Consider the following 26,927-nt stretch of genomic DNA (forward strand, 5'->3'; position numbering starts at 1 on the left):
AAACCGCTATTTTGGCACAGCTAGCAGGAGAATGAACCTGGCTGGTGTAATATCACCGGTGTTTACCCGTTGGATGGTTAAAAAAGGACCCGGAATTCATGCTTTTTATCCTGAAAAAATTTATCGGCGGCCTGTTACTGCCCCTGCCTTTTCTGCTGCTGGTGATTGGCTTAGCTATTTTGCTGTTGTGGTTTACCCGCTGGCAAAAAACGGGGAAAGCATTACTTACTGCCGGTTGGCTGGTTTTACTCCTGCTGAGCCTTCAGCCGGTGGCCGATCGCCTGCTTAAGCCGATTGAAGATTCCTGGCCGACGTGGCGCGGCGGTGCGCAGGTTAACTACGTGGTGGTGCTGGGCGGCGGCTATACCTGGAATCCTGACTGGGCACCGAGTTCGAACCTGATCAATAACAGCCTTCCGCGGGTCACCGAGGGGATAAGGTTATGGCAGGCGAATCCCGGCGCTAAACTAATCTTTACCGGCGCACGCGCGATGACAAATTCTGTCAGTACCGCAGAAGCAGGGGCAAGAGTAGCGGAAAGTCTGGGCGTGCCGCGTTCAGCAATCATCACGCTGGATAGCCCGAAGGATACGGAAGAAGAGGCAGCGGCGGTAGCAAAAACCATCGGTAAGCAACCTTTCCTGCTCGTCACTTCCGCCTCGCATTTACCGCGCGCCGTCATTTTCTTCCGCAATGCAGGCCTTAATCCTGTTCCTGCACCGGCTAATCAGATGGCCATTGAGTCGCCGCTCAACCCATGGGAAAAGATCGTTCCGTCACCGCTTTGGTTAATGCACAGCGACCGGGTATGGTATGAAACGCTGGGGCGAGCCTGGCAGTGGCTTAAAGGATCTTCAGGAAATCCAGGGGAGTAGCCCCTTCGTCGCGGCATCGAAGGCGGGCCGGTTTATGCGGCCCGTCTGGAGCAATCTGTCGACCGCATCCCACAGCACATACAGCCAGCGTCGCCACAGGAACGATTCCGCCACGGGTGCGCGTTGCAGGTAGCGCCAGAATAAGCTTTCCGCCTGCCCTTCTTCATACAAACGGAAAATCTCATATTCGCGCGGCGCCCACAGCACGACGCCCGGATTTACCATCGCCAGTAGCTGATCGCTCTTGCCGTCTTTGAGCATGCTCCGCAACGTAAAATTGCCATGGACCAGCACGCAATTATCGTTGAAACCTTCAAACATGCGCGGCAAACACTCGCGCGAACGGAACAGGACGCGTCTGTCCTGCATCGTAAGGCCGGTGTTCTTAAACTGATTTAATGTGTTCCACAGCACGTCCACCCGCTGACGATACCAGGATGGCCAGATGTTTTCCTGGGTGCTGTCGACGCTGCCTACGCAGCCCGCGCTGTCAACGCGATGCCAGGCCAGCAAACCTTCGACGATTTGGTCTTTCAGCTGTTCCCAGCGCTCCGGCGTTCTGGCTGGCGCTTCAACGGAAACCCCGCGCAGGCGTTCCATCAACAACACGTCCGGGCCGGGTTTGTCTTCGTGAGTCACTATGCCATAGACCACGGGCATGCGAACGGTGCCTGAGCGCGCCAGCAGCGACATTTTCCATGCCTGCTGCGCGGCGATGCCCGGAGAGGTAAAGCTTTTAGCCAGCAGCGGCATCGCGTGGCCTTCTCTGTCATACAGCGACCAGACCGCAGTATTCGTTTGCTCACTGACGCACTCAATACGGCTTAACTTTTCACCCAGCAGATGGCTTAACTCCTTCCGCAGCAGCTCCATAACCCGTAACCCCTATAAATAATGATGCTATTTATAATGAGCGCGCTTTTGCCGGATGTCATCACTTCCGATCAATATGTATTCAGATAATAAAAAACCGGCTCAGCGGCCGGTTTTTCAGTGCAGGAAAGATTTAGCGCATCGCTATGCGAACGTGTTCCAGATCTTCCGGCGTATCCACGCCCGTACCGGGGATCTCTTTTGCTACCGCAACGTGAATTTTTTCACCGTTCCACAAAACGCGCAGTTGCTCCAGCATTTCAATTTGCTCAAGCTGGCTTGGTTCCCAGCTGATATAGCGACGGATAAAACCCGCACGATATCCGTAAATGCCGATGTGACGCAGGAAAGTATCGCCAATTTTTTCACGCGACTGAGCGAACCGGTCGCGATCCCATGGAATGGTGGCTCGCGAGAAGTACAGAGCATAGCCCTGAGCATCCATCACCACTTTAACCGCGTTCGGATTAAAGGCTTCTTCCGCCGAGTCGATAGGTACGGCGAGGGTTGCCATTCCCGCCTGGCTGTTAGCCAGATTTTCTGCGACCTGACGAATGATGACCGGCGGGATCATTGGTTCATCGCCCTGCACGTTGACGATGACGGTGTCGTCGCCAAAGCCGCATTTTTCGATAACTTCGGCGAGGCGTTCGGTACCTGACTGATGATCCGCACGGGTCATGCACACTTCGCCGCCAGCGGCTTCTACAGCACGAGCTACGTCTTCGTGATCGGTGGCGACAATAATACGTTCCGCGCCGGACTCACGGGCACGTTCCAGAACATGCACCACCATCGGTTTGCCGTTAATATCTTTCAGCGGCTTGCCCGGCAAACGTGTGGACGAATAGCGGGCAGGGATAATTGCCACAAAACTCATGAAGTCGTCTCGTCGAGGGTCAGCGTGCGCGCCTGGGTTTCCAGCAGAACCGGAATACCGTCGCGGAACGGAAAGGCCAGGCCATCAGCTTTACAGATAAGCTCTTGCTTTTCTTGGTTAAAATAGAGTTTGCCGTTGCACACCGGGCAGGCAATGATTTCAAGTAAACGACTTTCCATAGATACTCCAGAACGGGCGCCATCAAGGGCGTCAGGATAACATAACTGATTAGCTCCTCGGGGTAATTTCCCAGCCGCTTCCCCATACGGCGGCAAGCAAAGCGGGAATACTCCCCAGGGCAATCCGTGAAGCGCCTTGCCAGAGCGCAAACTCCGTTAACGCGCCGTGCAGGCCGTCTGTCAATGATATACCGGGCCTGATGCCCTCTTCCAGATACAAGCTGATAATTTCAAGCTCGCTGCGCTTGCGGTGCATTTTGGCATCCATACGCCCGACCAGTACGCCCCGATGCAGCAGCGGCAAAACGAAATAGCCGTATTTACGTTTTGCCGCCGGGGTGTAGCATTCCAGACGATATGAGAAATCAAACAGCGCTTGCGCACGCGCGCGATCCCAAACGACGGGATCAAAGGGGGACAGCACGGCGCTATGAGTCGCTTTAAGCTTGTTCTGTTCCGCGCGTGGCAGCAATGGCAACAACGCGCTGTGCACCCACATCTCGCCCAGCTTTTCTGTCTGCACGGGAACGATCTTTCCCTGCAGCTCCCACTCGCTCATGATGGCCTTAACGGGAACACGACGTAAACGATAGTAGTCAGCCAGCCACTCGGGGCGGAAAATGCCCAGGCTGCGGGCGCTGTTTTCCAGCATTTGCCGTTCGGCATCCTGTTGCTGAATAAGGTTTAGCTCATCGTTCCAGTCCGGCATTACGCGGGTCGTAAGGTCGTAAACTCGCTGAAAATTGCGGCGCTCAATTACCATCACCTGACCGGAAGTAAACAGACCTTCAAGATGTTTTTTATGCGGTTTCCATTCCCACCAGCCGCCTGCACCTTTATGCGGATGTTCAAAATCCGCCGAACGAACCGGGCCGTTTTCCGCAATATGCGCGAGCAGGCGTTCAATCTCTTCTGCATGTTCCGCCATCCAGTCCGGCTTGTATTTCCAGCCCATATTCTCCGGCTGCAGCATTCTGTGGCGCACCAGCGCAAAATCTTCTTTAGGCAGAAAACACGCCTCGTGTGCCCAGTATTCGATGAGCTTTCCACTCGCTAAGGCTTCATCAAGCCAGCCTGGGGAGTATTGCCCAAGGCGGCTGAACAGCACCAGATAAGGGCTACGGGCGACAATGTTGATGGTATCGATTTGCAGGAGCGACATCTGCGATATTGTCTCGATGATGTCTGACGCGCGGGCGCGACGGCGCGGTTTGTTTAGCAGCCCCTGCGCGGCAAGGTGAAGGTTTCGGGCAGCTTGTAAGGTCAGGTACGGTAAGGACATAATCTTTCCTGTCGTCAACAAACCATTGCGCGGCGCGCTGAAAAGCCTACTTCACCAGCGCAACCAGGGTTTGCAGCAGCTGTTCTGCCTGCGGTTGGGCAAGGCGAGCATCAACGGGCAGATACCACCAGTTCTCATGACCCGCCACAAAGGCACGACATTTAACCGCATCTTTTTCCGTCATTAATAACGTCTGGTCTTTATCCAGCAGCTTTACGACATCCGCTTCCGTCAGCGCCTGATGATCCGCAAGGCTTACCGTGTTAACCGGCGTCACGCCGCACTGCTTTAGCGTGGCGAAAAAACGCGGTGGATGACCGATGCCCGCCATTGCGACCACATTCTGCAAAACCTGCGCAGGACAACGCTCGCCGCTGAGCAAATTAACGGCCTCTCCTGGTTGCAGGTGCATAGCAATTTCTCCTGCCTGCGCTTCGCCACCGTTGGTGATTATCGCATCCACAGAGTTTAACCGCCCAGCCCGCTCGCGCATTGGCCCAGCGGGCAGCCACCAGCCGTTGCCGAACCGGCGCACGCCGTCTACTACAACAATTTCTTTATCCCGCGCCAGGGCGTAGTGTTGCAGGCCATCATCGGTGATGATGAGCTGCGGCTGCGCATGTTCGATTAAAACTTTTACCGCAGCACTGCGTTCAGGAGCCACGGCCACAGGCGCACCAGTACGCTGATAAATCAACACCGGCTCATCCCCTGCCTGCGTGGTATCGGTAGCGGGAGTAAGGATTAAAGGATAACGCTCTGCTTTGCCCCCGTAGCCACGGGAAACAACCCCCACGCGGATACCTCGTGACTGAAGCTGCTCCACGAGCCAGATAACTACCGGTGTCTTGCCATTGCCGCCTGCGGTCAGATTACCGACCACTACAATCGGAACCGGTGCGCGCCACGCCTTACGCAGCCCAAGTTTCCAGCTAAGCCGAATAGCTCCGCTCACCAGGCCATAAAGCCAGGAGAGCGGCAGTAACAGTAGGTAGAGAGAAGATTTTCCCGACCAGATGCGTTCGATCATTCGCCGAATTGCATCTTATACAGCTGAGCGTACACGCCACGATGGGCGATCAGCTCAGCGTGCGGGCCACGCTCAACGATACGGCCATCTTCCACCACCACGATTTCATCGGCTTGTTCAATAGTAGACAGACGGTGAGCAATAACCAGAGAGGTACGGTTTTTCTGTAATTCGTCCAGCGCCGCCTGAATGGCGCGTTCCGATTCCGTATCCAACGCGGAGGTAGCTTCATCAAGAATTAATATTGGGCTGTCACGCAGCAGCGCACGGGCAATGGCGATACGCTGACGCTGACCGCCGGAAAGCAGCACGCCGTTTTCGCCAATAACGGTATCCAGACCGTTGTCCATTTTACTGATGAAGTCCATCGCGTAAGCCATGCGGGCAGCCTTTTCAATGTCTTCACGGCTGTACTGTTCTGTCCGCGCATAGGCGATGTTGTTGGCTATGGTGTCGTTAAACAGGTGAACATTCTGTGAAACCAGCGCCACCTGATTACGAAGCGACGACAGCGTGTATTCACGGATGTCCACGCCATCAATCAGGACGTTGCCTTCCTCAATATCGTAGAACCGCGTAATGAGGCTGGCGATAGTAGATTTTCCTGAGCCCGAACGTCCTACCAGCGCAACCGTCTTCCCGGCGGGAACATTCAGGCTAACGTCGCGTAACGCAGGAATATCGCGGCCAGGATAGGTGAAAGTCACATTTCTGAATTCAAGATCGCCTTTCGCACGTTCAATTTTGCGCGTGCCTTCGTCTTTCTCCTGTTCAGAATCGAGGATAGAGAACAGCGTCTGGCATGCCGCCATACCGCGCTGGAACTGAGCGTTAACGTTGGTCAACGATTTTAGCGGACGCATCAGAGCAATCATGGAAGAGAACACGACGGTGATAGTACCGGCGGTCAGGGTTTCCATCACGCTCGGGAAACTCGCAGCATAAAGAACAAAGGCCAGCGCGAGGGAGGCAATCAGTTGAATAATAGGATCTGAAATCGAAGAGGCTGACACCAGTTTCATGCCCTGGTGGCGCATATGGTTGCTGACTTTGTTAAAGCGATCCGTTTCTACTTCCTGACCGCCAAAAATCAGCACTTCTTTATGCCCTTTGAGCATTTGTTCCGCGCTGGTCGTCACCTGTCCCATAGTGTTCTGCATGTTCTTGCTGATATTACGAAAGCGTTTAGAAACCAGGCGAATGGCGAAGGAGACGACTGGCGCAAGCACAATCAAAATCAGCGAAAGCTGCCAGCTATACCAGAACATCAGCACAAACAGGCCGATGATGGAAGCACCTTCACGCACTACGGTAATAAGCGCGCTGGAAGAGGACGATGCCACCTGCTCGGAATCATAGGTAATACGAGAAAGCAGCGTACCTGTCGATTGCTGATCGAAGTAGGCGACGGGCATTCCCATCATATGGCTGAACAGGCGGCGGCGCATATTCATGACTACCTGGCCTGAAACCCACGAAATACAGTAACTTGACACGTAACTTGTCAGGCCGCGCATCACCATAAGCCCGATGACAACCAGCGGCATCCATAACAAAACGGATTTATCCGTTTTACCGAAACCATCATCCAGTAACGGTTTAAGCAACGATAGCATAAAGGTATCGCTGGCTGCGTTGAGGATTAACGCAACCCCAGCCACGATCAGACCCGCTTTAAAAGGAGCAATCATCGGCCAGAGGCGACGGAAGGTCTGTAGGGTGGAGAGATCTTTATCGTTCTGCATTAAGTCGAACCAGCATTTAATGAAATAGCCGCATATTCTACCTATTATCGCGGGTGACGCCAAACCACTGATGATACCAACGGGGCATTATTTGATCTCTGAAGCCCTTGATTTGCCATTTATCACGCTTTATGCGGATAGTGATTTGGCCGGCATGAGCCGTGTCGTACCATGTGTAGCCCTGCTTTTTGTAGCGTTCAATAACTTTCGCAGACGGTAAGCGCCAGGCGTTATAACGGGAAACCGAAGCCAGCGCGGCCTTACCAGAAATAGCCCGCAAGAGGGGCGCAGTTGACGAGGTTCGGCTGCCATGATGAGGAACCTGAACAATATCAGCCTCAAATGCGCCCCACTGCTTCCTGAGCATAGCAAATTCTGCGGGTGCTTCCACATCGCCGGTTAACAGCAGCCGAAACCGGCCGTCGCTAACCATTACCACGCAGGAGCCGTTATTACCCGGCGCCCGGTGCGCTTCTGGCGGCCACCATGCGGTGAAATCCAGGCCCTGCCATTGCCACTTTTGCCCCTGAAAGCAAGGAAGGTGGTTTGCCCAGCGAAGCGGGCTACGGACCGTCATTCCCGGCCAGGCCCGCTGCAGGCTGGGAAGCCCGCCGCGATGATCGAGATGTTCATGACTAATGATAACGGCTTCGGGGGTGAGATTACGCCAGCGCAGCCAGGGGATAATGACCTGTTGCGCAGCGTCCCCGCCAGGCCAGGCGTTTCCTGTGTCATAGAGAAGCACTTTGCCATGACGAACGATAGCAACAGCAAGGCCATGTCCTACATCCAGCATCGTAATTTCCCACGATTGCTCGTCTTTTTCCTCAGGCGTACGGAAACTAAAAACGATCAGAATAATCATCAGCACGCCTGTTGAAGCTGCGGAAGTTCTCCAGAGGAATAAACGGCAGATGCCGATGGCTCCCCAGCCAATAAAACTCACCGCCTGAAAACGCTCGTCCAGCTCCTGCCAGCCTCCCGGCAGGAGTCTGAGAAAAACAAACAGCTGTTCCAGCAGGACATCTACCAGCCGCCACAGATTTTTTCCCAGCCATGGGATGCCCGTCAGCATGAGTCCTGTCAGCAGCACTGGCGTGACAATAAAGGAAACAAAGGGCACGGCTAACAGATTTGCCAGCAGCGCGTTTACGCTAAGCCCGTGAAATATAAAAACCTGCAACGGCAATAAAAGTAACGTGATGCCCGCCTGTAAATATACCAGACCCGCCAGATGGCGATAAAACCATCGCCAGTGCGCGACCCGACGTGGCAGCGGCATCCACTGATACCAGAAGATAATCCCGGCGACAGCGAGTACAGACAGCCAGAAACTGTCGGACAATACCGTTAAAGGCTCGTAAAGCAGGATCCCGGCTATACAGCAGATCCAGACTTCCCAGTTCGACCATTGTCGGCCGCTCAAACGAAGCGATAACCAGATAACCAGCCCTAAAAAGGTTCTTGTCGCCGGAGGGTTAGAGCCTGCAAGCCAGGTACAGACGCCGGCAGTAAACAGGCTTGCAAGCAGGGGCATTCGAAAATGAATCCGATGGGCAGGCAAAAATAGCTGAATAAATCTTGCAAACAGCCAGCCTACTCCTGCGGCCAGTGAGATATGCAGCCCTGAGATTGCCATCAAATGTGCGGTTCCGGTACGCCGCAGGATATCCTTGACCTCTGCGGTCATAACCGTGCGTTCACCAAACCCCAGAGCAAGGATCGTTCCCTGCCAGGTGAGTGACCGTGTCGCATTAGTGACCGCATTCAACCATCGCCCGCGAAGAGAACATTGTTCGCTCAGCCTTTGCGCTTTGACAACGCGACCCCGAAGCGGCAAATTTTGTGCCAGCGCATAACGCTGGCTATCAAATCCCCCTTCGTTTATCTGACCATGAACCGGCCGCAAACGCAGCGTCATCTGCCATTTTTGGCCGGAACAAACGGGTTCGGGTAGGTTGGTTCCTCTCAAAACGATGCCCGGCGGTGGGAAAAAGTATTGCTTACCGCTTTGAATAATCTGTAACTCATGATTCTGAGCGCCATCGGTACGCGTAATAACCACCCGCGCGGTTACGGGGTTTTGTATCCAGCTTTCAAATGACAGCTGGCTTTCTTTGGCAGCAAGCAATCCCCAGCAGCAGCAAAGCACGGCGATGGCCGAATAACGCAGCAGCCGAAACTTAAAAACCGCAAGACATAGCGCGGCTGCCAGCAGTAATGCGATGGTCGCCGGTTCGGGAATATCGGTTAACCACAACAGCGGTAAAATGCCAATAGCGGCGCTAAGACAGAACCCTGGTAAAGTAACCACAGCAACCTCCTTGTTGGGAGCAGTGTGGTGTATCAGGGATTCAGCGTCAGCCGACAATGAATAAACTTACGGGAAGGTTTCCGGGGTTTTTCTATAAGGGAACTTATTTTCAGGGAACGCTGTGACGAGAGTCGCTCTGCGAATTGCAGACATAAAAAAACGGCACCCGTGGGTACCGTTTTTAACAGTTAAATCCGTAGACTCAATTGCCGTAAATATTGGCGCGGTCACGTAGCTCTTTACCTGGTTTAAAGTGCGGAACGTATTTGCCTTCCAGGTCCACTTTATCGCCGGTCTTAGGGTTACGTCCGGTGCGAGGAGCGCGATAGTGTAATGAGAAGCTGCCGAAACCCCGGATTTCAATACGCTCGCCAAGGGCTAGCGTAGAGGCCATATGCTCCAGCATCTCTTTTACTGCGTCTTCCACAGCCTTAGCGGGAATGTGAGATTGCTGGGTTGCAAGTCTTTCTATCAATTCTGACTTGGTCATGATTCCTCCGGTTTCCATTCAGGAAAATTAGCTTACAGCTATCAATCGAACAAGGGCGGCCGCAGCCGCCCTGATATAGCGCTCGGACGATTACTCGCCTTTAGCTGCTTTGAATGCTTCAGCCATTGCGTTAGAGAAGTTGCCTTCTTCCTGTTTGTTGTTAACAGTCGCAATTGCATCTTTCTCGTCAGCTTCGTCTTTAGCACGAACAGACAGGCTCACAACACGGTTTTTACGATCGACGCCGGTGAATTTAGCTTCAACATCGTCGCCTACGTTCAGAACCAGAGTTGCATCTTCAACGCGGTCACGGGAAGCTTCAGAAGCACGCAGGTAGCCTTCTACGCCGTCTGCTAATTCAACTGTAGCACCTTTCGCGTCAACTGCCGTTACTTTACCAGTAACGATAGTACCTTTCTTGTTCAGCGCAACGTAGTTGTTGAACGGATCTTCTGCGAGTTGTTTAACACCCAGGGAGATACGCTCGCGCTCTGCGTCAACCTGCAGAACCACAGCTGCGATTTCGTCGCCTTTTTTGTATTCACGAACTGCTTCTTCGCCTGCAACGTTCCAGGAGATGTCAGACAGGTGAACCAGGCCGTCGATGCCGCCGTCCAGGCCGATGAAGATACCGAAGTCAGTGATAGACTTGATTTTACCTTCAACGCGGTCGCCTTTGTTGTGGGTCTCAGCGAACTGCTGCCATGGGTTGTTTTTGCACTGCTTCAGGCCCAGGGAGATACGACGACGTTCTTCGTCGATATCCAGAACCATAACTTCCACTACGTCACCAACGTTAACAACTTTGGATGGGTGGATGTTTTTGTTGGTCCAGTCCATTTCGGAAACGTGCACCAGGCCTTCAACGCCTTCTTCGATTTCAACGAAGCAGCCGTAGTCGGTCAGGTTGGTTACGCGGCCAGTCAGACGAGTACCTTCCGGGTAACGCTTAGCGATAGCTACCCATGGATCTTCGCCCAGCTGTTTCAGGCCCAGGGAAACACGGGTACGCTCGCGGTCGAACTTCAGCACTTTAACAGTGATTTCGTCGCCAACGTTCACGATTTCGCTTGGATGCTTAACGCGTTTCCATGCCATGTCAGTGATGTGCAGCAGGCCATCAACGCCGCCCAGATCAACGAATGCACCGTAGTCAGTAAGGTTCTTAACGATACCTTTAACTTCCATGCCTTCCTGCAGGTTTTCCAGCAGCTGATCGCGTTCTGCGCTGTTTTCAGATTCGATAACAGCACGGCGTGAAACAACAACGTTGTTACGTTTCTGGTCAAGCTTGATTACTTTGAATTCAAGCTCTTTGCCTTCGAGGTGCAGCGTGTCGCGAACCGGACGAACGTCAACCAGGGAGCCTGGCAGGAACGCGCGAATACCGTTCAGCTCAACAGTGAAGCCACCTTTAACTTTGCCGTTGATAACACCGACCACAGTCTCAGCTTCTTCGTAAGCTTTTTCCAGCGTGATCCAGGCTTCGTGACGCTTAGCTTTCTCACGGGACAGCAGGGTTTCGCCGAAGCCATCTTCAACTGCGTCCAGAGCAACGTCAACTTCGTCGCCGACCTGGATTTCCAGTTCGCCAGCCGCGTTTTTGAATTGCTCAGCCGGAATGGCAGACTCAGATTTCAGACCGGCGTCAACCAGTACTACGTCTTTGTCGATAGCAACAACAACGCCACGAACGATGGAACCCGGACGGGTTTCGATTGTTTTCAGGGATTCTTCAAAGAGTTGAGCGAAAGATTCAGTCATGTTGTTAATCTTCAAGGTTCTTTAGTTTAACGTCCATTTAGCGTCCCGCCGAATGGGGTTGTTTGACATACCCCGCCATTGGCTCCATGCCGACAGGGTTAGATTACAGGGGGCGAATTTTACCCGATCTGTAGAAATATCGCTATGGCAATGCCATGACAATATTGACAAAATTCTTATCACGGGGCGGCTTACGCTGCCAGTACTTCCCGTGCATAGGCCAATGCGCGCTCGATGACTTCGTCTATAGACATGCTGGTTGAATCCAGCACCAAAGCATCTGCGGCAGGTACTAACGGCGCTACGGGCCGATTACGATCGCGATCGTCGCGCTCTTTTATTTCGGCCAAAAGGCGCTCAAAGTTAACACTAAAGCCCTTTTCCTGCAACTGTAGCATCCGCCTGTGCGCGCGTTCTTCAGATGAGGCATCAAGAAATATTTTCACCGGTGCGTCAGGAAAGACAACCGTTCCCATGTCCCGCCCGTCGGCGATAAGGCCGGGCGCTTCACGGAACGCGCGCTGGCGACGCAGCAGGGCCTCGCGCACACGGGGGAAAGCGGCTATCTGCGAAGCAGCATTGGCGACTTCCTGAGTACGAATTTCGCCGCTCACATCTTCTCCTTCCAGAATCACCTCAAGGTTGCCGTTGATCGCGACAAAACGCACATCAAGGTGCGCCGCCAGAGGTACCAGCGCTTCCTCAGAAACAACGTCCACCTGATGATGCAAGGCAGCCAGAGCAAGCACGCGGTAGATCGCGCCGGAGTCCAGCAGATGCCACTGCAACGCTTCCGCCATCGCCTTACACAACGTGCCTTTGCCTGCACCGCTTGGTCCATCAATTGTTATTACCGGGGCGGGTGCCGTCATATTTTTCTCCTTCTCGCGGGATCGCGGACCTAAAACGTGAACGCCGCGTATTATACGCCCCCAACCAGCCGGACCGTTATCTTTCCTGCTAAATATCCTGGGGAATCAGGCTGAGTGTAGAAGAATTGCGCAACATGATTGTAAGGAAACGTAGAGAGATAAGAAAACCGCATCAAATGATGCGGTTAGGAGAGAATTACGCGAGGGTACTGATGCTTGCAAGCCGCTCAAAATAGTCCGGGAAGGTTTTCGCCGTACAGCCAGGGTCAAGAATAGTTACCGGCGTGTCAGACAGGGCGACAAGCGAAAAACACATCGCCATACGGTGATCGTTATAGGTACCGATCTCTGCGTTCTGCAGCTTCGTCGGCGGCGTGACGGCGATGTAATCTTCGCCCTCTTCCACTTCTGCGCCCACTTTACGTAGCTCGGTAGCCATCGCTGACAGTCTGTCCGTCTCTTTCACCCGCCAGTTATAAATATTGCGCAGCGTCGTGGTGCCTTTTGCAAAGAGCGCCGCGGTAGCTATGGTCATTGCCGCATCGGGAATATGGTTCATATCCATATCGATAGCCTTCAGCTCGCCGCGCTCGCAGGAGATAAAGTCTTCGCCCCAGGTAATTTTCGCGCCCATCTTTTCCAGCACGTCAGCGAAACGGATATCGCCCTGCACGCTGTTGCGTCCAATGCCGGTGACTTTTACCTTGCCGCCTTTAATAGCACCGGCCGCAAGAAAGTAAGAAGCGGAAGAGGCATCGCCTTCAACCAGATAAGCTCCCGGAGACTGGTACTGCTGGCCGCCGCGAATGACGAAGCTGCGATAGTCACGGTTTTCGACATTAACACCGAAGGTTTTCATCAGGTGTAAAGTGATGTCGATATAAGGTTTGGAAACCAGTTCACCTTTAATGGTGATTTCGGTGTCATTCGCCGCCAGCGGGGCCATCATAAGAAGCGCTGTCAGAAACTGGCTTGAAACGCTGCCGTCTACCGCAACCTGGCCACCGGCAAAACCACCGCGTAAACGCAGCGGAGGATAGTTTTCTTGTTCGAGGTAATCGATCTGCGCACCGCCCTGACGCAGAGCATCAACCAGATGACCGATAGGACGCTCTTTCATGCGCGGTTCGCCCGTCAGGACGACATTATTGCTGCCTGCGCATAAAGCCGCGGCCAGAGGACGCATCGCCGTTCCCGCATTTCCCAGGAAAAGCTCCAGCTCACCCGCAGCCTGTAATGGCCCGCCAACGCCAACCACCTCACAACGAGTACGATCCGCTGAAAGCGTGTAGCTTACGCCCAGCGCTTTTAGCGCATTAAGCATATGACGAACATCATCGCTGTCGAGCAGGTTGGTCAGCTCAGTTGTGCCTTTTGCGAGTGCTGCAAGCAGCAAAGCGCGGTTAGAAACGCTTTTTGAACCGGGAAGATTAATTGTGCCGTCAACGAGCGCGATGGGTTGTAACGTCAGGGATTCCAGCATGGGGAAGTACTCTCAATCAAACAGAATAAACCCCGCGAGAACGGCTCGCGGGGAGAAACGCAACGCGCGCGGCTTAGCCGTGACGACGTTCGAAGTTAACCATAAAGTCAGTAAGCGCTTTAACGCCTTCAAGCGGCATAGCATTATAAATAGAAGCGCGCATGCCGCCCACGACACGGTGGCCTTTCAGAGCATGCAAACCAGCCGCGAAGGACTCTTCAAGGAAGAGCTTATCCAGAGCGCTGTCGGCCAGCTGGAACGGAACGTTCATGCGGGAACGGTTAGCCGGGGCCACATCGTTACGATAGAAGTCGCTGTTATCAATCACGCCGTAAAGGAGATCCGCTTTCGCCTGGTTGATTTTGTCCATAGCCGCGACGCCGCCTTGCTCTTTGAGCCACTTAAATACCAGCCCTGACAGATACCAGGCGAAGGTTGGCGGCGTGTTAAACATGGAGTCGTTATCGTTTAGCACGGTGTAATCGAGAATAGACGGACAGGATTGGTGCGCCTTGCCAAGCAAATCTTCACGCACGATAACCAGCGTCAGGCCTGCCGGGCCGATATTTTTCTGCGCGCCTGCGTAAATCACACCGAAACGGCTGACGTCCAGCGGCTGCGACAGGATGGTAGAAGAAAAATCGGCGGCCACCACCGTATCGCCGAAATCAGGCGTTTCGTGGATAGCGATGCCGTCGATGGTTTCGTTCGGGCAATAGTGCAGGTAAGCACTGTTATCAGAAACCTGCCACTCGCTCATCGGCTTGATGGCACGCAGGCCGTCCACGGTCACTTTGGCATCAAACACGGCTGGAGTAAGGTATTTATGCGCTTCTTTTACCGCGCTATGCGCCCAGTAGCCGCCGTCGATGTAGTCAGCGGTTTTCTTATCGCCCAGCAGGTTTAACGGAACGCCAGCGAACTGTCCGCGTCCGCCGCCGTGGCAGAACAAAACTTTGTAGTTCGAGGGGATTTGCAGCAGATCGCGAAAATCTTTTTCGGCGTCGTGCGCTACCTGAATAAATTCTTTACTACGGTGGCTTATCTCCATTACGGAGGTGCCCAGCCCGTTCCAGTCGCAGAGTTCGTGCTGTGCACGACGAAGTACGTCAGCCGGTAGCATCGCCGGGCCGGAACTAAAATTGTATACCTGAGTCATTTCCCCTCACCACGCTTAGAGCAATAAGATTTATCACGTTATCGGTTTTATCACTCACTTGCAGGGGCTGCAATGGTTAATCCGGCACGGCGGAAGAATGTGCGCAAAATCACACAAAACAATCCACCAGCCAGCCCATAAAACACCCTATTTATTCTCGTCACGTCACTCGCTTTGCGGTACAGGCTTTTACCCAGGCGTCATTTTTGCAGCGTGGACAAGATAATTTATCGCCGGCGTTAAACTTTATAATCTCGCTGCAGCGAATGCAGGCATAGTCGCCATCTTCGGGTATTTTTTCGAACCGTTCATTGCAGGGCTCGGGCAAAATGGATAATCCCGGTCTGACGAGATGATCCGGGTAAAAATAGACGCTTATCTGACCGTTGGTCTCCAGGATAGCAAGGCGAACCTGCCCCAGGTGTTCAACGCTGTGCAGCCGAAGCTCCATGAAAAACTCAAACTCGGTCATGTTCTGGGCCTGCATTTTTTCCCAGGCGAACTCCCCGTCTTCAATAATGACCTTCGCTTTGCCCTCAAACAGCGTTTCCAGCTTTTCGCTGTGGTTCATCAGCCACATCACCAGGCGATACAGACAGGCAAGGGTAATAAACACCACAAATACGGGCAGCATCGGCACGTCGTGGTAAAACGCCACGTCGCCCGCAGCCGAGCCTAAGGTCAAAATAATGAGCACTTCAAAAAGCGACATCTGACGCACGCCGCGACGTCCGGTAATTTTCAAAAACAGGAAAACCAGAATAAAGGTATAAAGGCTGCGGACACCGACTTCTAATAAAAAGTCAGGGGGCACGTCGTTGAAAGCCATACGTTGTAGATCAAAGGTCTTCATTTATCCCGCCATAACAGTTATTTACTGAGTGTAAGCATAGCCTGTTATGCTAGTAACACCCACAACGCTGGCGATAGCGCCAGCCCGCTAAAACCCGTATCATTGCGCGCTTTGCGTACGACAAAAGTGAACCTCATGACTCAAACCTTTATTCCCGGTAAAGATGCCGCCCTGGAAGATTCTATTGCCCGCTTCCAGAAGCAGCTCACCGATCTCGGCTTTAATATAGAAGAAGCCTCCTGGCTGAACCCCGTTCCTAACGTTTGGTCGGTCCACATTCGTGATAAAGACAGCGCGCTGTGCTTTACGAATGGCAAAGGCGCCACCAAAAAAGCCGCGCTGGCTTCCGCGCTGGGCGAATATTTTGAACGTCTTTCCACCAACTACTTTTTCGCTGATTTCTGGCTGGGTGAAACCATCGCCAATGGCCCATTTGTGCACTATCCGAATGAGAAGTGGTTCCCGATCCCTGAAGATGAACAGCTGCCGGCAGGGATTCTCGACGATCGTCTGCGCGCGTTTTACGATCCAGAAAACGAGCTGACCGCAGGCATGCTGATCGACCTGCAGTCAGGTAACGAAGAACGCGGCATCTGCGCGTTGCCGTTTACCCGCCAGTCCGATCTGCAAACTGTTTATATCCCGATGAACATTATCGGCAACCTGTACGTTTCCAACGGAATGTCCGCCGGAAATACCGCCAACGAAGCGCGAGTGCAGGGCCTGTCCGAAGTTTTTGAACGCCATATTAAAAATCGCATTATTGCCGAATCAATCAGCCTGCCGGAAATTCCGCAGGCAGTGCTCGCGCGCTACCCGGGCGTGGTGGAATCCATCGCGAAGCTCGAAGCGGAAGGGTTCCCGATATTTGCTTACGATGGCTCCCTCGGCGGCAAATATCCGGTTATCTGTGTTGTCCTGTTTAATCCGGCGAACGGCACCTGCTTCGCCTCGTTCGGCGCGCATCCTGATTTCGGCGTGGCGCTGGAACGTACGGTTACCGAGCTGCTGCAGGGCCGTGGTCTTAAAGATCTCGACGTCTTTACTCCACCAACCTTTGATGATGAAGAAGTGGCGGAGCACGCCAACCTCGAAACTCACTTTATCGACTCAAGCGGCCTGATCTCCTGGGATATGTTCAAACAGGATGCGGATTACCCGTTCGTGGACTGGAGCTTCTCAGGCACAACCGAAGAAGAGTTCGCCACGTTAATGGCTATTTTTAACGCGGAAGACCAGGAGGTTTACATCGCGGATTACCAGCATCTGGATGTTTATGCCTGCCGCATTATCGTTCCGGGCATGTCCGATATTTACCCTGCGGAAGACCTGCTGTTAGCCAACAATAATATGGGTTATCACCTGCGCGAAACCATTCTTGCCCTGCCGGGCAGCGAGTGGGAAAAACAGGATTATCTGGATCTGATTTCCCAGCTGGATGAAGAAGGCCACGATGATTTTACCCGCGTACGCGAGCTGCTTGGCCTGGCGACAGGCAAAGATAATGGCTGGTATACGCTGCGCATCGGCGAGCTGAAGGCTATGCTGGCGCTGGCCGGTGGCGATCCAGAGCAAGCGCTGATCTGGACCGAATGGACCATGGAGTTCAATGCTTCTATTTTCAGCGCCGAACGCGCTAACTACTACCGTTGCCTGCAAACTCTGCTGTTGCTGGCGATGGAAGAAGAACGCGAGCCGCTGCAATATCTGAATGCGTTTGTCCGCATGTATGGCGCGCAAACCGTGGAAGCAGCAAGCGCTGCGTTAAGCGGCGAGGCTGCGTTCTATGGCCTGCAGGCGGTCGACAGCGATCTTAAGGCGTTTCCGGCACATCAGGCGCTCCTGGGCGCTTACGAAAAATTACAGCGCGCGAAAGCCCGTTTCTGGCAAGCTAACTAACGGGCGTACTTTGCCAGCTGCTTGATTAACGCGGCTTGCGCTATATTAAGGGGCAATTTTATTGCCTCTTAACTCTCTGACAAAAAAGAAAAAAACGTGGTTTTTCCTTCGTTGTGGTTAGCAGCCGAAAATCAATGAATTGATTTTGCTGGTTTTTTATTTGGTGCTATACGTGCAATATGCAAATTGAGGGTTTGTCATCAATCTGAGGGGCAATTTTATTGCCCTTATTTTTATTATGCTAAAAAATAATCTTATATGTAGCTAATCAGTTAAATACAGGTGAAATATTTAATCTTTAAACTGCATATATTGTTGCCATTGTTTTTAAATACTCCGTTTTAATTAACGTTAAAAAAACGCGGGATAACTAAACTTCAAATTAATGAATAACATTTAAAATTTAGTTATTCCATTAAAATCATAGAGTTAATTTAAAAATAGCGCTTTCGCCCGCCGCATGCGGGTCCGTAAGCTTGGTTAAATATGATCCACATCAATTTTTACTCTATAATGCTTTGTTAGTATCTTCTCGCCGAATAAATAAGAGAGAGTTAGTGTGAAAACTGACAACCCTTTTGATCTATTGCTTCCACCCGTCATGGCAAAAGTTGCCGAAGATACCGGTGTCTATAAAGCAACAAAACAGCCGCTGACGACGTTTTATTTAGCGATCACAGCAGGTATGTTTATCTCGATTGCTTTTGTCTTTTACATTACCGCTACGACCGGTACTTCGACCATTCCATTCGGTATCGCCAAGCTTATCGGCGGAACCTGTTTCTCTTTGGGGTTGATACTTTGCGTGGTCTGCGGTGCCGATCTGTTCACCTCAACCGTGCTGATTGTCGTGGCGAAAGCCAGCGGCCGCATCACCTGGGGTCAGTTAGCGCGTAACTGGATTAACGTCTATGTTGGTAATCTGATTGGCGCACTTCTCTTTGTCCTCCTGATTTGGCTGTCAGGAATGTATATGACCGCTAACGGCGCCTGGGGCCTGAACGTCCTGCAGACCGCCGACCATAAAATGCATCATACATTCATCGAAGCCGTGTGCCTCGGTATCCTTGCGAACTTAATGGTTTGCCTGGCCGTCTGGATGAGCTACTCCGGTCGCAGCCTGATGGACAAAATGTTTGCAATGATCCTTCCGGTCGCCATGTTCGTTGCCTGCGGCTTCGAGCACAGCATTGCGAACATGTTCATGATCCCGATGGGGATCGTGGTACGCCATTTCGCAAGCCCGGCGTTCTGGACCGCAGTCGGGTCTTCTGCGGATAGTTTTTCTCATCTGACCATACTGAACTTCATCACTGATAACCTCATTCCGGTAACTATCGGAAACATCATCGGCGGTGGTTTGTTGGTCGGGTTGACATACTGGGTAATTTATCTGCGCGGTGATGACAAGCACTAAGTGCCGTTCAACGCGCGGGGAATAAGAAATCCACATTAGAAGGTAGGTGTTACATGTCCGAGCTTAATGAAAAGTTAGCCACAGCCTGGGAAGGTTTTGCCAAAGGCGACTGGCAGAATGAAGTTAACGTACGTGACTTCATTCAGAAAAACTACACCCCTTACGAGGGCGACGAGTCCTTCCTGGCAGGCGCGACAGACGCAACTACCAGGCTGTGGGACAGCGTTATGGAAGGCGTTAAACAGGAAAACCGCACTCATGCGCCTGTTGACTTCGATACCGACCTCGCTTCAACCATCACCTCTCATGATGCTGGCTATATCAACAAGTCCCTCGAAACCATCGTGGGTCTGCAAACCGATGCGCCTCTGAAACGTGCCATTATTCCGTTCGGCGGCATCAAAATGGTTGAAGGTTCCTGCAAAGTATACGGTCGTGAACTCGACCCTATGCTTAAAAAGATCTTTACCGAATACCGTAAGACTCACAATCAGGGCGTGTTTGACGTTTACACCAAAGACATCCTGAACTGCCGTAAATCAGGCGTCATCACCGGTCTGCCGGATGCTTACGGCCGCGGTCGTATCATCGGTGACTACCGTCGCGTTGCGCTGTACGGTATCGACTACCTGATGAAAGACAAATTTGCCCAGTTCAACTCACTGCAAACCAAACTGGAAAACGGTGAAGATCTGGAAGCAACCATTCGTCTGCGTGAAGAGATCTCCGAACAGCATCGCGCGCTGGGTCAGATCAAAGAAATGGCGGCGAAATACGGCTGCGATATCTCGGGTCCTGCTACCAACGCTCAGGAAGCGGTTCAGTGGACCTACTTCGGCTACCTGGCCGCGGTTAAATCTCAGAACGGCGCTGCCATGTCCTTCGGTCGCGTATCCACCTTCCTGGATGCCTACATCGAACGCGACCTGAAAGCAGGCAAAATCACCGAGCTCGACGCGCAGGAAATGATTGACCACCTGGTCATGAAGCTGCGTATGGTTCGCTTCCTGCGCACCCCTGAATACGATGAGCTGTTCTCCGGCGACCCAATCTGGGCAACTGAATCTATCGGCGGTATGGGCGTTGATGGCCGTACTCTGGTCACCAAATCCAGCTTCCGCTTCCTGAACACCCTGTATACCATGGGGCCGTCTCCGGAGCCGAACATCACCATTCTGTGGTCTGAAAAACTACCGCTGAACTTTAAAAAATACGCGGCTAAAGTCTCCATCGACACCTCTTCTCTGCAATATGAGAATGACGATCTGATGCGTCCTGACTTTAACAACGACGACTACGCTATTGCCTGCTGCGTAAGCCCGATGATCGTTGGTAAGCAAATGCAGTTCTTCGGTGCTCGTGCAAACCTCGCGAAAACCATGCTGTATGCGATCAACGGCGGCGTTGATGAAAAACTGAAAATGCAGGTTGGTCCTAAAGAAGCGCCAATCACTGCTGAGGTTCTGGATTACGATAACGTTCTGGACCGTCTGGACCACTTTATGGACTGGCTGGCTAAACAGTACGTCACCGCGCTGAACATCATTCACTATATGCATGATAAATACAGCTACGAAGCGTCGCTGATGGCTCTGCATGACCGTGACGTTGTTCGCACTATGGCTTGTGGTATCGCCGGTCTGTCCGTTGCAGCCGACTCCCTGTCTGCAATCAAGTACGCCAAAGTTAAACCAATTCGTGATGAAGACGGCCTGGCGACAGACTTCGAAATCGAAGGTGAATATCCACAGTTCGGTAACAACGATCCGCGCGTGGATGACATCGCCGTTGACCTGGTAGAACGTTTCATGAAGAAAATTCAGAAACTGACTACCTACCGTGGCGCTATCGCGACGCAGTCCGTTCTGACCATCACTTCTAACGTGGTTTATGGTAAGAAAACGGGTAACACGCCAGACGGCCGTCGCGCAGGTACGCCGTTCGGCCCAGGCGCTAACCCAATGCACGGTCGCGACCAGAAAGGCGCCGTTGCCTCTCTGACTTCCGTTGCTAAACTGCCGTTTGCTTATGCTAAAGACGGGATCTCTTACACCTTCTCTATCGTGCCAAACGCGTTGGGCAAAGACGACGACGTGCGTAAAACTAACCTCGCGGGTCTGATGGATGGTTACTTCCACCATGAGACGTCCATCGAAGGTGGTCAACACCTGAACGTGAACGTAATGAACCGTGAAATGCTGCTGGATGCGATGGAACACCCTGAGAAATATCCTCAGTTGACCATTCGCGTCTCCGGTTACGCGGTACGTTTTAACTCCCTGACCAAAGAGCAGCAGCAGGACGTTATTACCCGTACCTTCACAAAAACCATGTAATATCTGGTTTGGCTGGAAAAGCATCGCCCTATGAGATGCGAATTACAGCCAGGCGGCAAGCGAGTGACAAAATTGGCGCAAGTCGTTTTGAACGCTGCTTGCAGCGGCTCGCAGGGGAATAATCCCGATGAGCTTACTAAGGTAAGTGACTCGGGTGAGAGAATGCAGCCAACACCCCTGCAATTTGCAGGGTGACGGGTATAGAATAAAGGCTCCACTCAGGTGGGGCCTTTTCTTATCCCCCGGTCAGAACCAGTTTTGCAGGATAACTGCTACGTTTAGGCTATCGTGCAAAATTGATTCGACGCGGCACGCAACACACAGACCGCGCTCAACCTGGCCCATGCTTTGTCTTCATGGGTCAATACTGGAGAAAACACCGCAATGTCAGCAATTGGCCGAATTCATTCCTTTGAATCATGCGGTACCGTGGATGGCCCCGGTATTCGTTTTATCACCTTCTTCCAGGGCTGCCTGATGCGCTGCCTGTACTGTCACAACCGTGATACGTGGGATACGCACGGCGGCAAAGAAATCACCGTCGAAGAGCTAATGAAAGAAGTGGTGACCTACCGCCACTTTATGAATGCCTCCGGCGGCGGCGTAACCGCATCCGGTGGGGAAGCCATTTTGCAGGCTGAATTTGTGCGTGACTGGTTCCGCGCCTGCCACCAGGAAGGCATTCACACCTGTCTTGATACCAACGGTTTCGTGCGCCGTTACGATCCGGTGATCGATGAATTACTGGAAGTGACCGATCTGGTGATGCTCGATTTGAAACAGATGAACGACGAGATACATCAGAACCTGGTGGGCGTGTCTAATCACCGCACTCTGGAGTTCGCACGCTACCTCGCTGATAAAAATATTAAGGTCTGGATCCGCTATGTGGTCGTGCCCGGCTGGTCAGACGATGACGATTCCGCGCACCGCCTCGGCGAGTTCACTCGTGACATGGGCAACGTTGAGAAAATCGAACTGCTGCCGTACCACGAACTTGGTAAGCATAAGTGGGTCGCAATGGGTGAGGAGTACAAGCTGGACGGCGTACATCCGCCCAAAAAAGAGACCATGGATCGCGTAAAAGGCATCCTCGAACAGTATGGTCACAAGGTGATGTACTAAACCCTCATAAGAGGGTCTGAATGCTGATAAAGTCTTCAGATGTTAAACGTTGCTTTGCCAGCGCTTTTAAAAAAAGCATTATATCTTCTGGTTTACCCCAAACATCCGAAAACCACGCTTTGGGTGTTTATCAGCAATCTGAGGCCCTTATAAAAGGGCCTTTTTGTATCAGGCGTGAGCCACAGGCGTCGGGTGATGTCCCGCTTTGCGCAGCAGCATCAACAGATAGACAAACGCCACGCCGGCAATCATCACAAACAAAAGATTGTCTGAATAGCTCTGCATCAGCATGGCGGTGAAGGTCGGCCCCAGCAGGCTGCCAACGGTATAACTGAGCAACAGCGCCTGATTCATCGCCACAAGCTGATGATGTTCCACCTTCTCGCAGGCCCATGCCATTGCAACCGGGTAAAGGGTAAATCCGGCGGCGCCCAGCACAAACAAGGCCGGCCCCATCGCGGCATTACTCAGCATCGCCAGGCAGCCTAAAATTACGATGAAAACCTGAACACGCAGCACCAGCAAACGGCCGTATTTATCGGCTAAACGCCCTACCGGCCACTGTCCGACGATCCCTGCGCTCACCATCACCGCCATCCAGAAACCTATCCCGGAGTCGCTCACGCCCTGATGATTCAGATACAGCGGCATCAGGCCGTACAGAGAACCCAGTACAATGCCGGAGATAATGCAGCCGTTGACGCCAAGTCGCGCGTGGCGCAGACGCAGCATTGGCCATACCGCCACGGCCTCCTGGCTTTCACTGCGATCGTTCACGATGCGGGTGAACAGCAGAGGAAGTATCGCGGCCAGCACCAGTGCGGTCACCCAGGGCAGTACGCTGACTAAATCCGTTGGCATTTTGCTGACCATCAGTTGGCCAAGCACGGTTCCGACGTAATAAACCATCATATAAGCCGCAAGCAAACGTCCGCGATTACGGGAAGTGCCGCTGCACATCAGCGCGCTTTCAACCACCACCCAGATCATCGCGCAGCCAACGCCCGCGATGAAGCGCCACATCATCCAGCTCCAGAATCCCCCCATTAACCCCAGGCCTACGCAGCCGACGGCAAAAATCAGCGAGGCAAGATAATAGCTGCGATTAAAACCCTGACGCTTAATGAGCCAGCCCGTCACCATCGTGCCCAGCAGGTTGCCGGTAAAGTAGGACGAACTGACCATCCCTACCTGCCAGGTTGGCAGATGTTCATGGGCAAGCCACAGGGGAACAAGCGTATTGAGCACCGCTATCGCCAGGGTCAACAGCATCAGGCCACAGAGCAAAAGCATCACTGGCCGGGTATAGGTGGACATGTAAAAAACCGCGAGGAAGAGAAGAAATTTGTGCGCATCATGCCACCGGCAAAATCTTTGTCAATCCAGCGCTGACGGGCTCTCGCAGGAATTGCACCCTGTCGATTTGAAAAACTTATCTTCGCCAAGGGTTAAGCGTAATGCAGAAATGCTATCTCGCTGTTTTTGATAGAATCGGGCAGGAATAATCGAAGCGGGATGGATGAAAAATTTCATGGTACTCGGCTAATATTTTCTTAGCTGATAAAAAAAGCGCCCGCAGGCGCTTAGTCAGAATCGAGCGGCAATATAACGCTTAACCGATATACTCAAGCCCTTTCATATAAGGACGCAGCGCTTCCGGCACTTCGATGCGGCCGTCGGCCTGCTGGTAGTTTTCCAGCACCGCAACCAGAGTACGACCCACTGCCAGGCCGGAGCCGTTCAGGGTGTGCACCAGGCGGGTTTTCTTATCGGCTTTGCTGCGGCAGCGAGCCTGCAGGCGACGCGCCTGGAAATCCCACATGTTTGAACAGGAAGAGATTTCGCGGTAGGTGTTTTGAGCGGGCAGCCAGACTTCAAGATCGTAGGTTTTAGCCGAGCCAAAGCCGATATCGCCGCTGCACAGCAGCACCTTGCGGTACGGCAGATTCAGCAGCTGTAGCACTTTCTCCGCCTGGCCGGTCAGCTCTTCCAGCGCATCCATAGAGTCTTCCGGGCGAACGATCTGCACCATTTCAACTTTATCGAACTGGTGCTGACGGATCAGACCGCGAGTATCACGACCATAAGAGCCCGCCTCGGAACGGAAGCAAGGCGTATGCGCAGTCAGCTTTATCGGCAGGGAATCTTCGTCAATGATCTCGTCGCGCACCAGGTTGGTCAACGGCACTTCCGCCGTTGGGATCAGCGCATAGTTGCTGGCATCCGCCTCTTCTTCCAGTGGACGAGTATGGAACAGATCGCCGCCGAACTTAGGCAATTGGCCTGTACCATACAGCGTCTCCTGGTTCACCAGATACGGCACATAGTTTTCCATGTAACCATGCTGTTCGGTATGCAGATCGAGCATGAACTGGCTTAAGGCGCGGTGCAGACGAGCAATCTGACCCTGCATCACAACGAAACGGGAGCCGGTCAGTTTAACCGCAGAAGCGAAATCCAGGCCTTTAGCCATTTCGCCCAGCGTGACGTGATCGCGCACTTCAAAATCGAATTTACGCGGCTCACCCCAGCGGCTGACTTCAACGTTCTCGCTGTCGTCTTTACCGTTTGGTACGCAGTCATCCGGAATGTTAGGCAGCGTCAGCGCGATGTCACGGATCTCTGCCAGCAGGGCCTCAAGCTCGGTTTTAGCCGCATCCAGCTCTTCGCCCAGCTGGTTGACCTGCAAACGCAGCGGCTCGATATCTTCCCCACGCGCTTTCGCCTGGCCGATGGATTTCGATCGCGAGTTACGTTCAGCCTGCAGATTTTCAGTTTTTACCTGCAACACTTTACGACGCTCTTCTAAGGAGCGCAGCGTTTCTACATCCAGCTTAAAGCCTCGGCGTGCCAGTTTTTCAGCGACTGCGTCTGGCTCTGTACGCAGCAGATTGGGATCGAGCATGCTTATCCTGTGCTTATCGAATTAAATGAAGGGGATGCGGCCACAGCCTGCGGCCACATTGATAGTCTTGCTAACCTTACCGCAACGCCTGCATTAGCGGTAGCGTTTTGTCGGGCTATTTTGATCCTGTTCAGCAAGCCAGGCGAGCTTTTCGCCGATTTTGCCTTCAAGACCTCTGTTTGTCGGATGATAATAGCGTGTTTGTGCCAAATCCTCAGGGAAATAGGCTTCACCGGCAGCATAGGCGTTGGGCTCGTCATGAGCATAACGATACGCCTGCCCGTAACCCATTTCTTTCATCAGTTTGGTTGGCGCATTGCGCAGATGAACGGGCACGTCGTAATCCGGACGCTCGCGGGCATCCGCCATTGCGGCTTTGAAAGCGGTATAGACGGCGTTACTTTTTGGCGCGCAGGCGAGATAGACGATTGCCTGCGCGATGGCGCGCTCCCCTTCCGCCGGCCCAACGCGGGTAAAGCAGTCCCATGCGGAGATAGCGACCTGCATAGCACGCGGATCGGCATTGCCCACGTCTTCTGAAGCAATGGCTAATAAACGGCGCGCTACATAAAGCGGGTCGCCGCCAGCGGTAATAATGCGGGCGTACCAGTACAGCGCTGCATCCGGTGATGAGCCGCGTACGGATTTGTGTAACGCGGAAATGAGATCGTAAAAACGGTCGCCTTTATTATCAAAGCGCGCGCTGCGTTCACCCGCAATTTCCGTAAGCAACGTCGTGTGCAGAACGCGTTTACCTTTTGCATCGCTCTCGGCCATATCGGCCATCATTTCTAGCGTATTCAGCGCGCGACGAGCGTCTCCGTTAACCAGCTCCGCAATTGCCCGGCGAGTTTCAATCGGCAGCACCAGGTCGGTCTGATCACCGTAGCCCCGCTCGCTGTCGTTCATCGCTTGATCCAGCACCTTTTCGATATCTTCGACGGTAAGGGACTTCAGCAAATAAACCCGCGCGCGTGAAAGTAACGCGGAGTTCAGTTCAAACGAGGGGTTTTCAGTGGTCGCGCCGATAAAGGTAATGGTGCCGTCTTCAATGTGCGGCAGGAAAGCATCCTGCTGGCTCTTGTTGAAGCGATGGACTTCGTCGACAAACAGAATAGTGCGACGCCCGGCATTGCGATTCTGGCGCGCGCGTTCGATGGCTTCACGGATCTCTTTTACGCCTGAAGTCACCGCAGAAATGCGCTCAACGTCCGCATTGGCGTAATGCGCGATCACTTCTGCCAGCGTCGTTTTACCGGTCCCCGGAGGTCCCCATAAAATCATCGAATGAAGATGGCCTGCTTCGATTGCCCTTGGCAAAGGCTTGCCGGCGGCTAAAAGATGCTGCTGACCAATGTACTGCGTTAAGTTTTCTGGCCGCATACGCGCGGCCAGAGGTTGAAACGTATGATCAGAAAAATCGAGCGACAGATTGCCCACTCACGC

General features: G+C 53.0%; 21 protein-coding genes. 5 read left to right on the top strand and 16 right to left on the bottom strand.

Translation table 11 applies throughout. The features are described from left to right. Window positions 1-98: 98 nt before the first annotated feature. Window positions 99-875 (top strand): envelope biogenesis factor ElyC, encoded by a 777-nt coding sequence (gene elyC / locus E2L00_RS06085; protein WP_167608434.1) that lies wholly within the window; start codon window positions 99-101, stop codon window positions 873-875. Here elyC and E2L00_RS06090 read toward each other — a convergent pair. From E2L00_RS06090 to E2L00_RS06150, 13 genes are all read right to left on the bottom strand, one after another. Continuing rightward, window positions 855-1,748, bottom strand: coding sequence for a YcbJ family phosphotransferase (locus E2L00_RS06090; protein WP_167608437.1), 894 nt, complete (start codon window positions 1,746-1,748; stop codon window positions 855-857). The two genes, elyC and E2L00_RS06090, sit on opposite strands and share 21 nt — an antisense overlap. A 133-nt stretch (window positions 1,749-1,881) precedes the next feature. Continuing rightward, a complete protein-coding gene (gene kdsB, locus E2L00_RS06095; RefSeq protein ID WP_167608440.1) occupies window positions 1,882-2,628 on the bottom strand; it encodes a 3-deoxy-manno-octulosonate cytidylyltransferase in 747 nt (248 codons plus the stop codon). After that, a complete protein-coding gene (locus tag E2L00_RS06100; protein WP_167608443.1) occupies window positions 2,625-2,807 on the bottom strand; it encodes a Trm112 family protein in 183 nt (60 codons plus the stop codon). The genes kdsB and E2L00_RS06100 overlap by 4 nt, the downstream gene beginning before the upstream one ends. Before the next feature lie 49 nt (window positions 2,808-2,856). Continuing rightward, window positions 2,857-4,089, bottom strand: a complete 1,233-nt coding sequence (locus tag E2L00_RS06105) for a winged helix-turn-helix domain-containing protein (protein WP_167608446.1) — start codon at window positions 4,087-4,089, stop codon at window positions 2,857-2,859. A gap of 46 nt (window positions 4,090-4,135) precedes the next feature. Further along, window positions 4,136-5,119: a tetraacyldisaccharide 4'-kinase gene (gene lpxK, locus E2L00_RS06110; RefSeq protein ID WP_167608449.1), complete on the bottom strand. Its 984-nt coding sequence runs from the start codon at window positions 5,117-5,119 to the stop codon at window positions 4,136-4,138. After that, window positions 5,116-6,864 carry a lipid A ABC transporter ATP-binding protein/permease MsbA gene (msbA, locus tag E2L00_RS06115; RefSeq protein ID WP_167608452.1) on the bottom strand — a complete coding sequence of 583 codons (1,749 nt, stop codon included), beginning with the start codon at window positions 6,862-6,864 and terminating at the stop codon, window positions 5,116-5,118. Before msbA ends, lpxK begins: the two co-directional genes overlap by 4 nt. Before the next feature lie 37 nt (window positions 6,865-6,901). After that, complete coding sequence (locus E2L00_RS06120) at window positions 6,902-9,178, bottom strand: ComEC family protein (RefSeq protein ID WP_167608455.1); 2,277 nt, start codon at window positions 9,176-9,178, stop codon at window positions 6,902-6,904. 202 nt (window positions 9,179-9,380) lie between these two features. After that, entirely contained in the window at window positions 9,381-9,668 is a 288-nt protein-coding gene (ihfB, locus tag E2L00_RS06125) for an integration host factor subunit beta (protein ID WP_121267284.1), read from the bottom strand. 90 nt (window positions 9,669-9,758) lie between these two features. Beyond that, entirely contained in the window at window positions 9,759-11,432 is a 1,674-nt protein-coding gene (gene rpsA / locus E2L00_RS06130) for a 30S ribosomal protein S1 (RefSeq protein WP_121267283.1), read from the bottom strand. A gap of 191 nt (window positions 11,433-11,623) precedes the next feature. Then, window positions 11,624-12,304: a (d)CMP kinase gene (cmk, locus tag E2L00_RS06135; protein ID WP_167608458.1), complete on the bottom strand. Its 681-nt coding sequence runs from the start codon at window positions 12,302-12,304 to the stop codon at window positions 11,624-11,626. A gap of 196 nt (window positions 12,305-12,500) precedes the next feature. Continuing rightward, the gene (aroA, locus tag E2L00_RS06140; RefSeq protein WP_167609642.1) at window positions 12,501-13,784 is read right to left on the bottom strand and encodes a 3-phosphoshikimate 1-carboxyvinyltransferase; all 1,284 of its coding nucleotides are present in this window, start codon (window positions 13,782-13,784) and stop codon (window positions 12,501-12,503) included. Between the two features lie 76 nt (window positions 13,785-13,860). Then, window positions 13,861-14,946 carry a 3-phosphoserine/phosphohydroxythreonine transaminase gene (serC, locus tag E2L00_RS06145; protein ID WP_167608461.1) on the bottom strand — a complete coding sequence of 362 codons (1,086 nt, stop codon included), beginning with the start codon at window positions 14,944-14,946 and terminating at the stop codon, window positions 13,861-13,863. A gap of 160 nt (window positions 14,947-15,106) precedes the next feature. After that, window positions 15,107-15,799: a DUF421 domain-containing protein gene (locus E2L00_RS06150; protein WP_167608464.1), complete on the bottom strand. Its 693-nt coding sequence runs from the start codon at window positions 15,797-15,799 to the stop codon at window positions 15,107-15,109. 135 nt (window positions 15,800-15,934) lie between these two features. Between E2L00_RS06150 and ycaO the strand changes: the two genes are divergently transcribed. From ycaO to pflA, 4 genes are all read left to right on the top strand, one after another. Beyond that, entirely contained in the window at window positions 15,935-17,698 is a 1,764-nt protein-coding gene (gene ycaO, locus E2L00_RS06155; protein ID WP_167608467.1) for a 30S ribosomal protein S12 methylthiotransferase accessory factor YcaO, read from the top strand. A 559-nt stretch (window positions 17,699-18,257) separates the two neighbouring features. Beyond that, a complete protein-coding gene (gene focA, locus E2L00_RS06160; protein ID WP_167608470.1) occupies window positions 18,258-19,115 on the top strand; it encodes a formate transporter FocA in 858 nt (285 codons plus the stop codon). Between the two features lie 53 nt (window positions 19,116-19,168). Beyond that, window positions 19,169-21,451: a formate C-acetyltransferase gene (gene pflB, locus E2L00_RS06165; protein ID WP_167608473.1), complete on the top strand. Its 2,283-nt coding sequence runs from the start codon at window positions 19,169-19,171 to the stop codon at window positions 21,449-21,451. Between the two features lie 384 nt (window positions 21,452-21,835). Further along, window positions 21,836-22,576 (top strand): pyruvate formate lyase 1-activating protein, encoded by a 741-nt coding sequence (pflA, locus tag E2L00_RS06170; RefSeq protein WP_167608476.1) that lies wholly within the window; start codon window positions 21,836-21,838, stop codon window positions 22,574-22,576. A 168-nt stretch (window positions 22,577-22,744) separates the two neighbouring features. Here pflA and E2L00_RS06175 read toward each other — a convergent pair whose 3' ends face one another. From E2L00_RS06175 to E2L00_RS06185, 3 genes are all read right to left on the bottom strand, one after another. Further along, entirely contained in the window at window positions 22,745-23,893 is a 1,149-nt protein-coding gene (locus E2L00_RS06175) for an MFS transporter (protein WP_167608479.1), read from the bottom strand. Window positions 23,894-24,188: 295 nt separating this feature from the next. Continuing rightward, entirely contained in the window at window positions 24,189-25,481 is a 1,293-nt protein-coding gene (gene serS, locus E2L00_RS06180; protein WP_167608481.1) for a serine--tRNA ligase, read from the bottom strand. 93 nt (window positions 25,482-25,574) lie between these two features. Next, window positions 25,575-26,921, bottom strand: coding sequence for an AAA family ATPase (locus E2L00_RS06185; RefSeq protein WP_167608484.1), 1,347 nt, complete (start codon window positions 26,919-26,921; stop codon window positions 25,575-25,577). Window positions 26,922-26,927 lie beyond the last annotated feature (6 nt).

The sequence above is a fragment of the Cedecea colo genome, from assembly GCF_011808225.1.
Taxonomy (GTDB): Bacteria; Pseudomonadota; Gammaproteobacteria; order Enterobacterales; family Enterobacteriaceae; genus Dryocola; species Dryocola colo.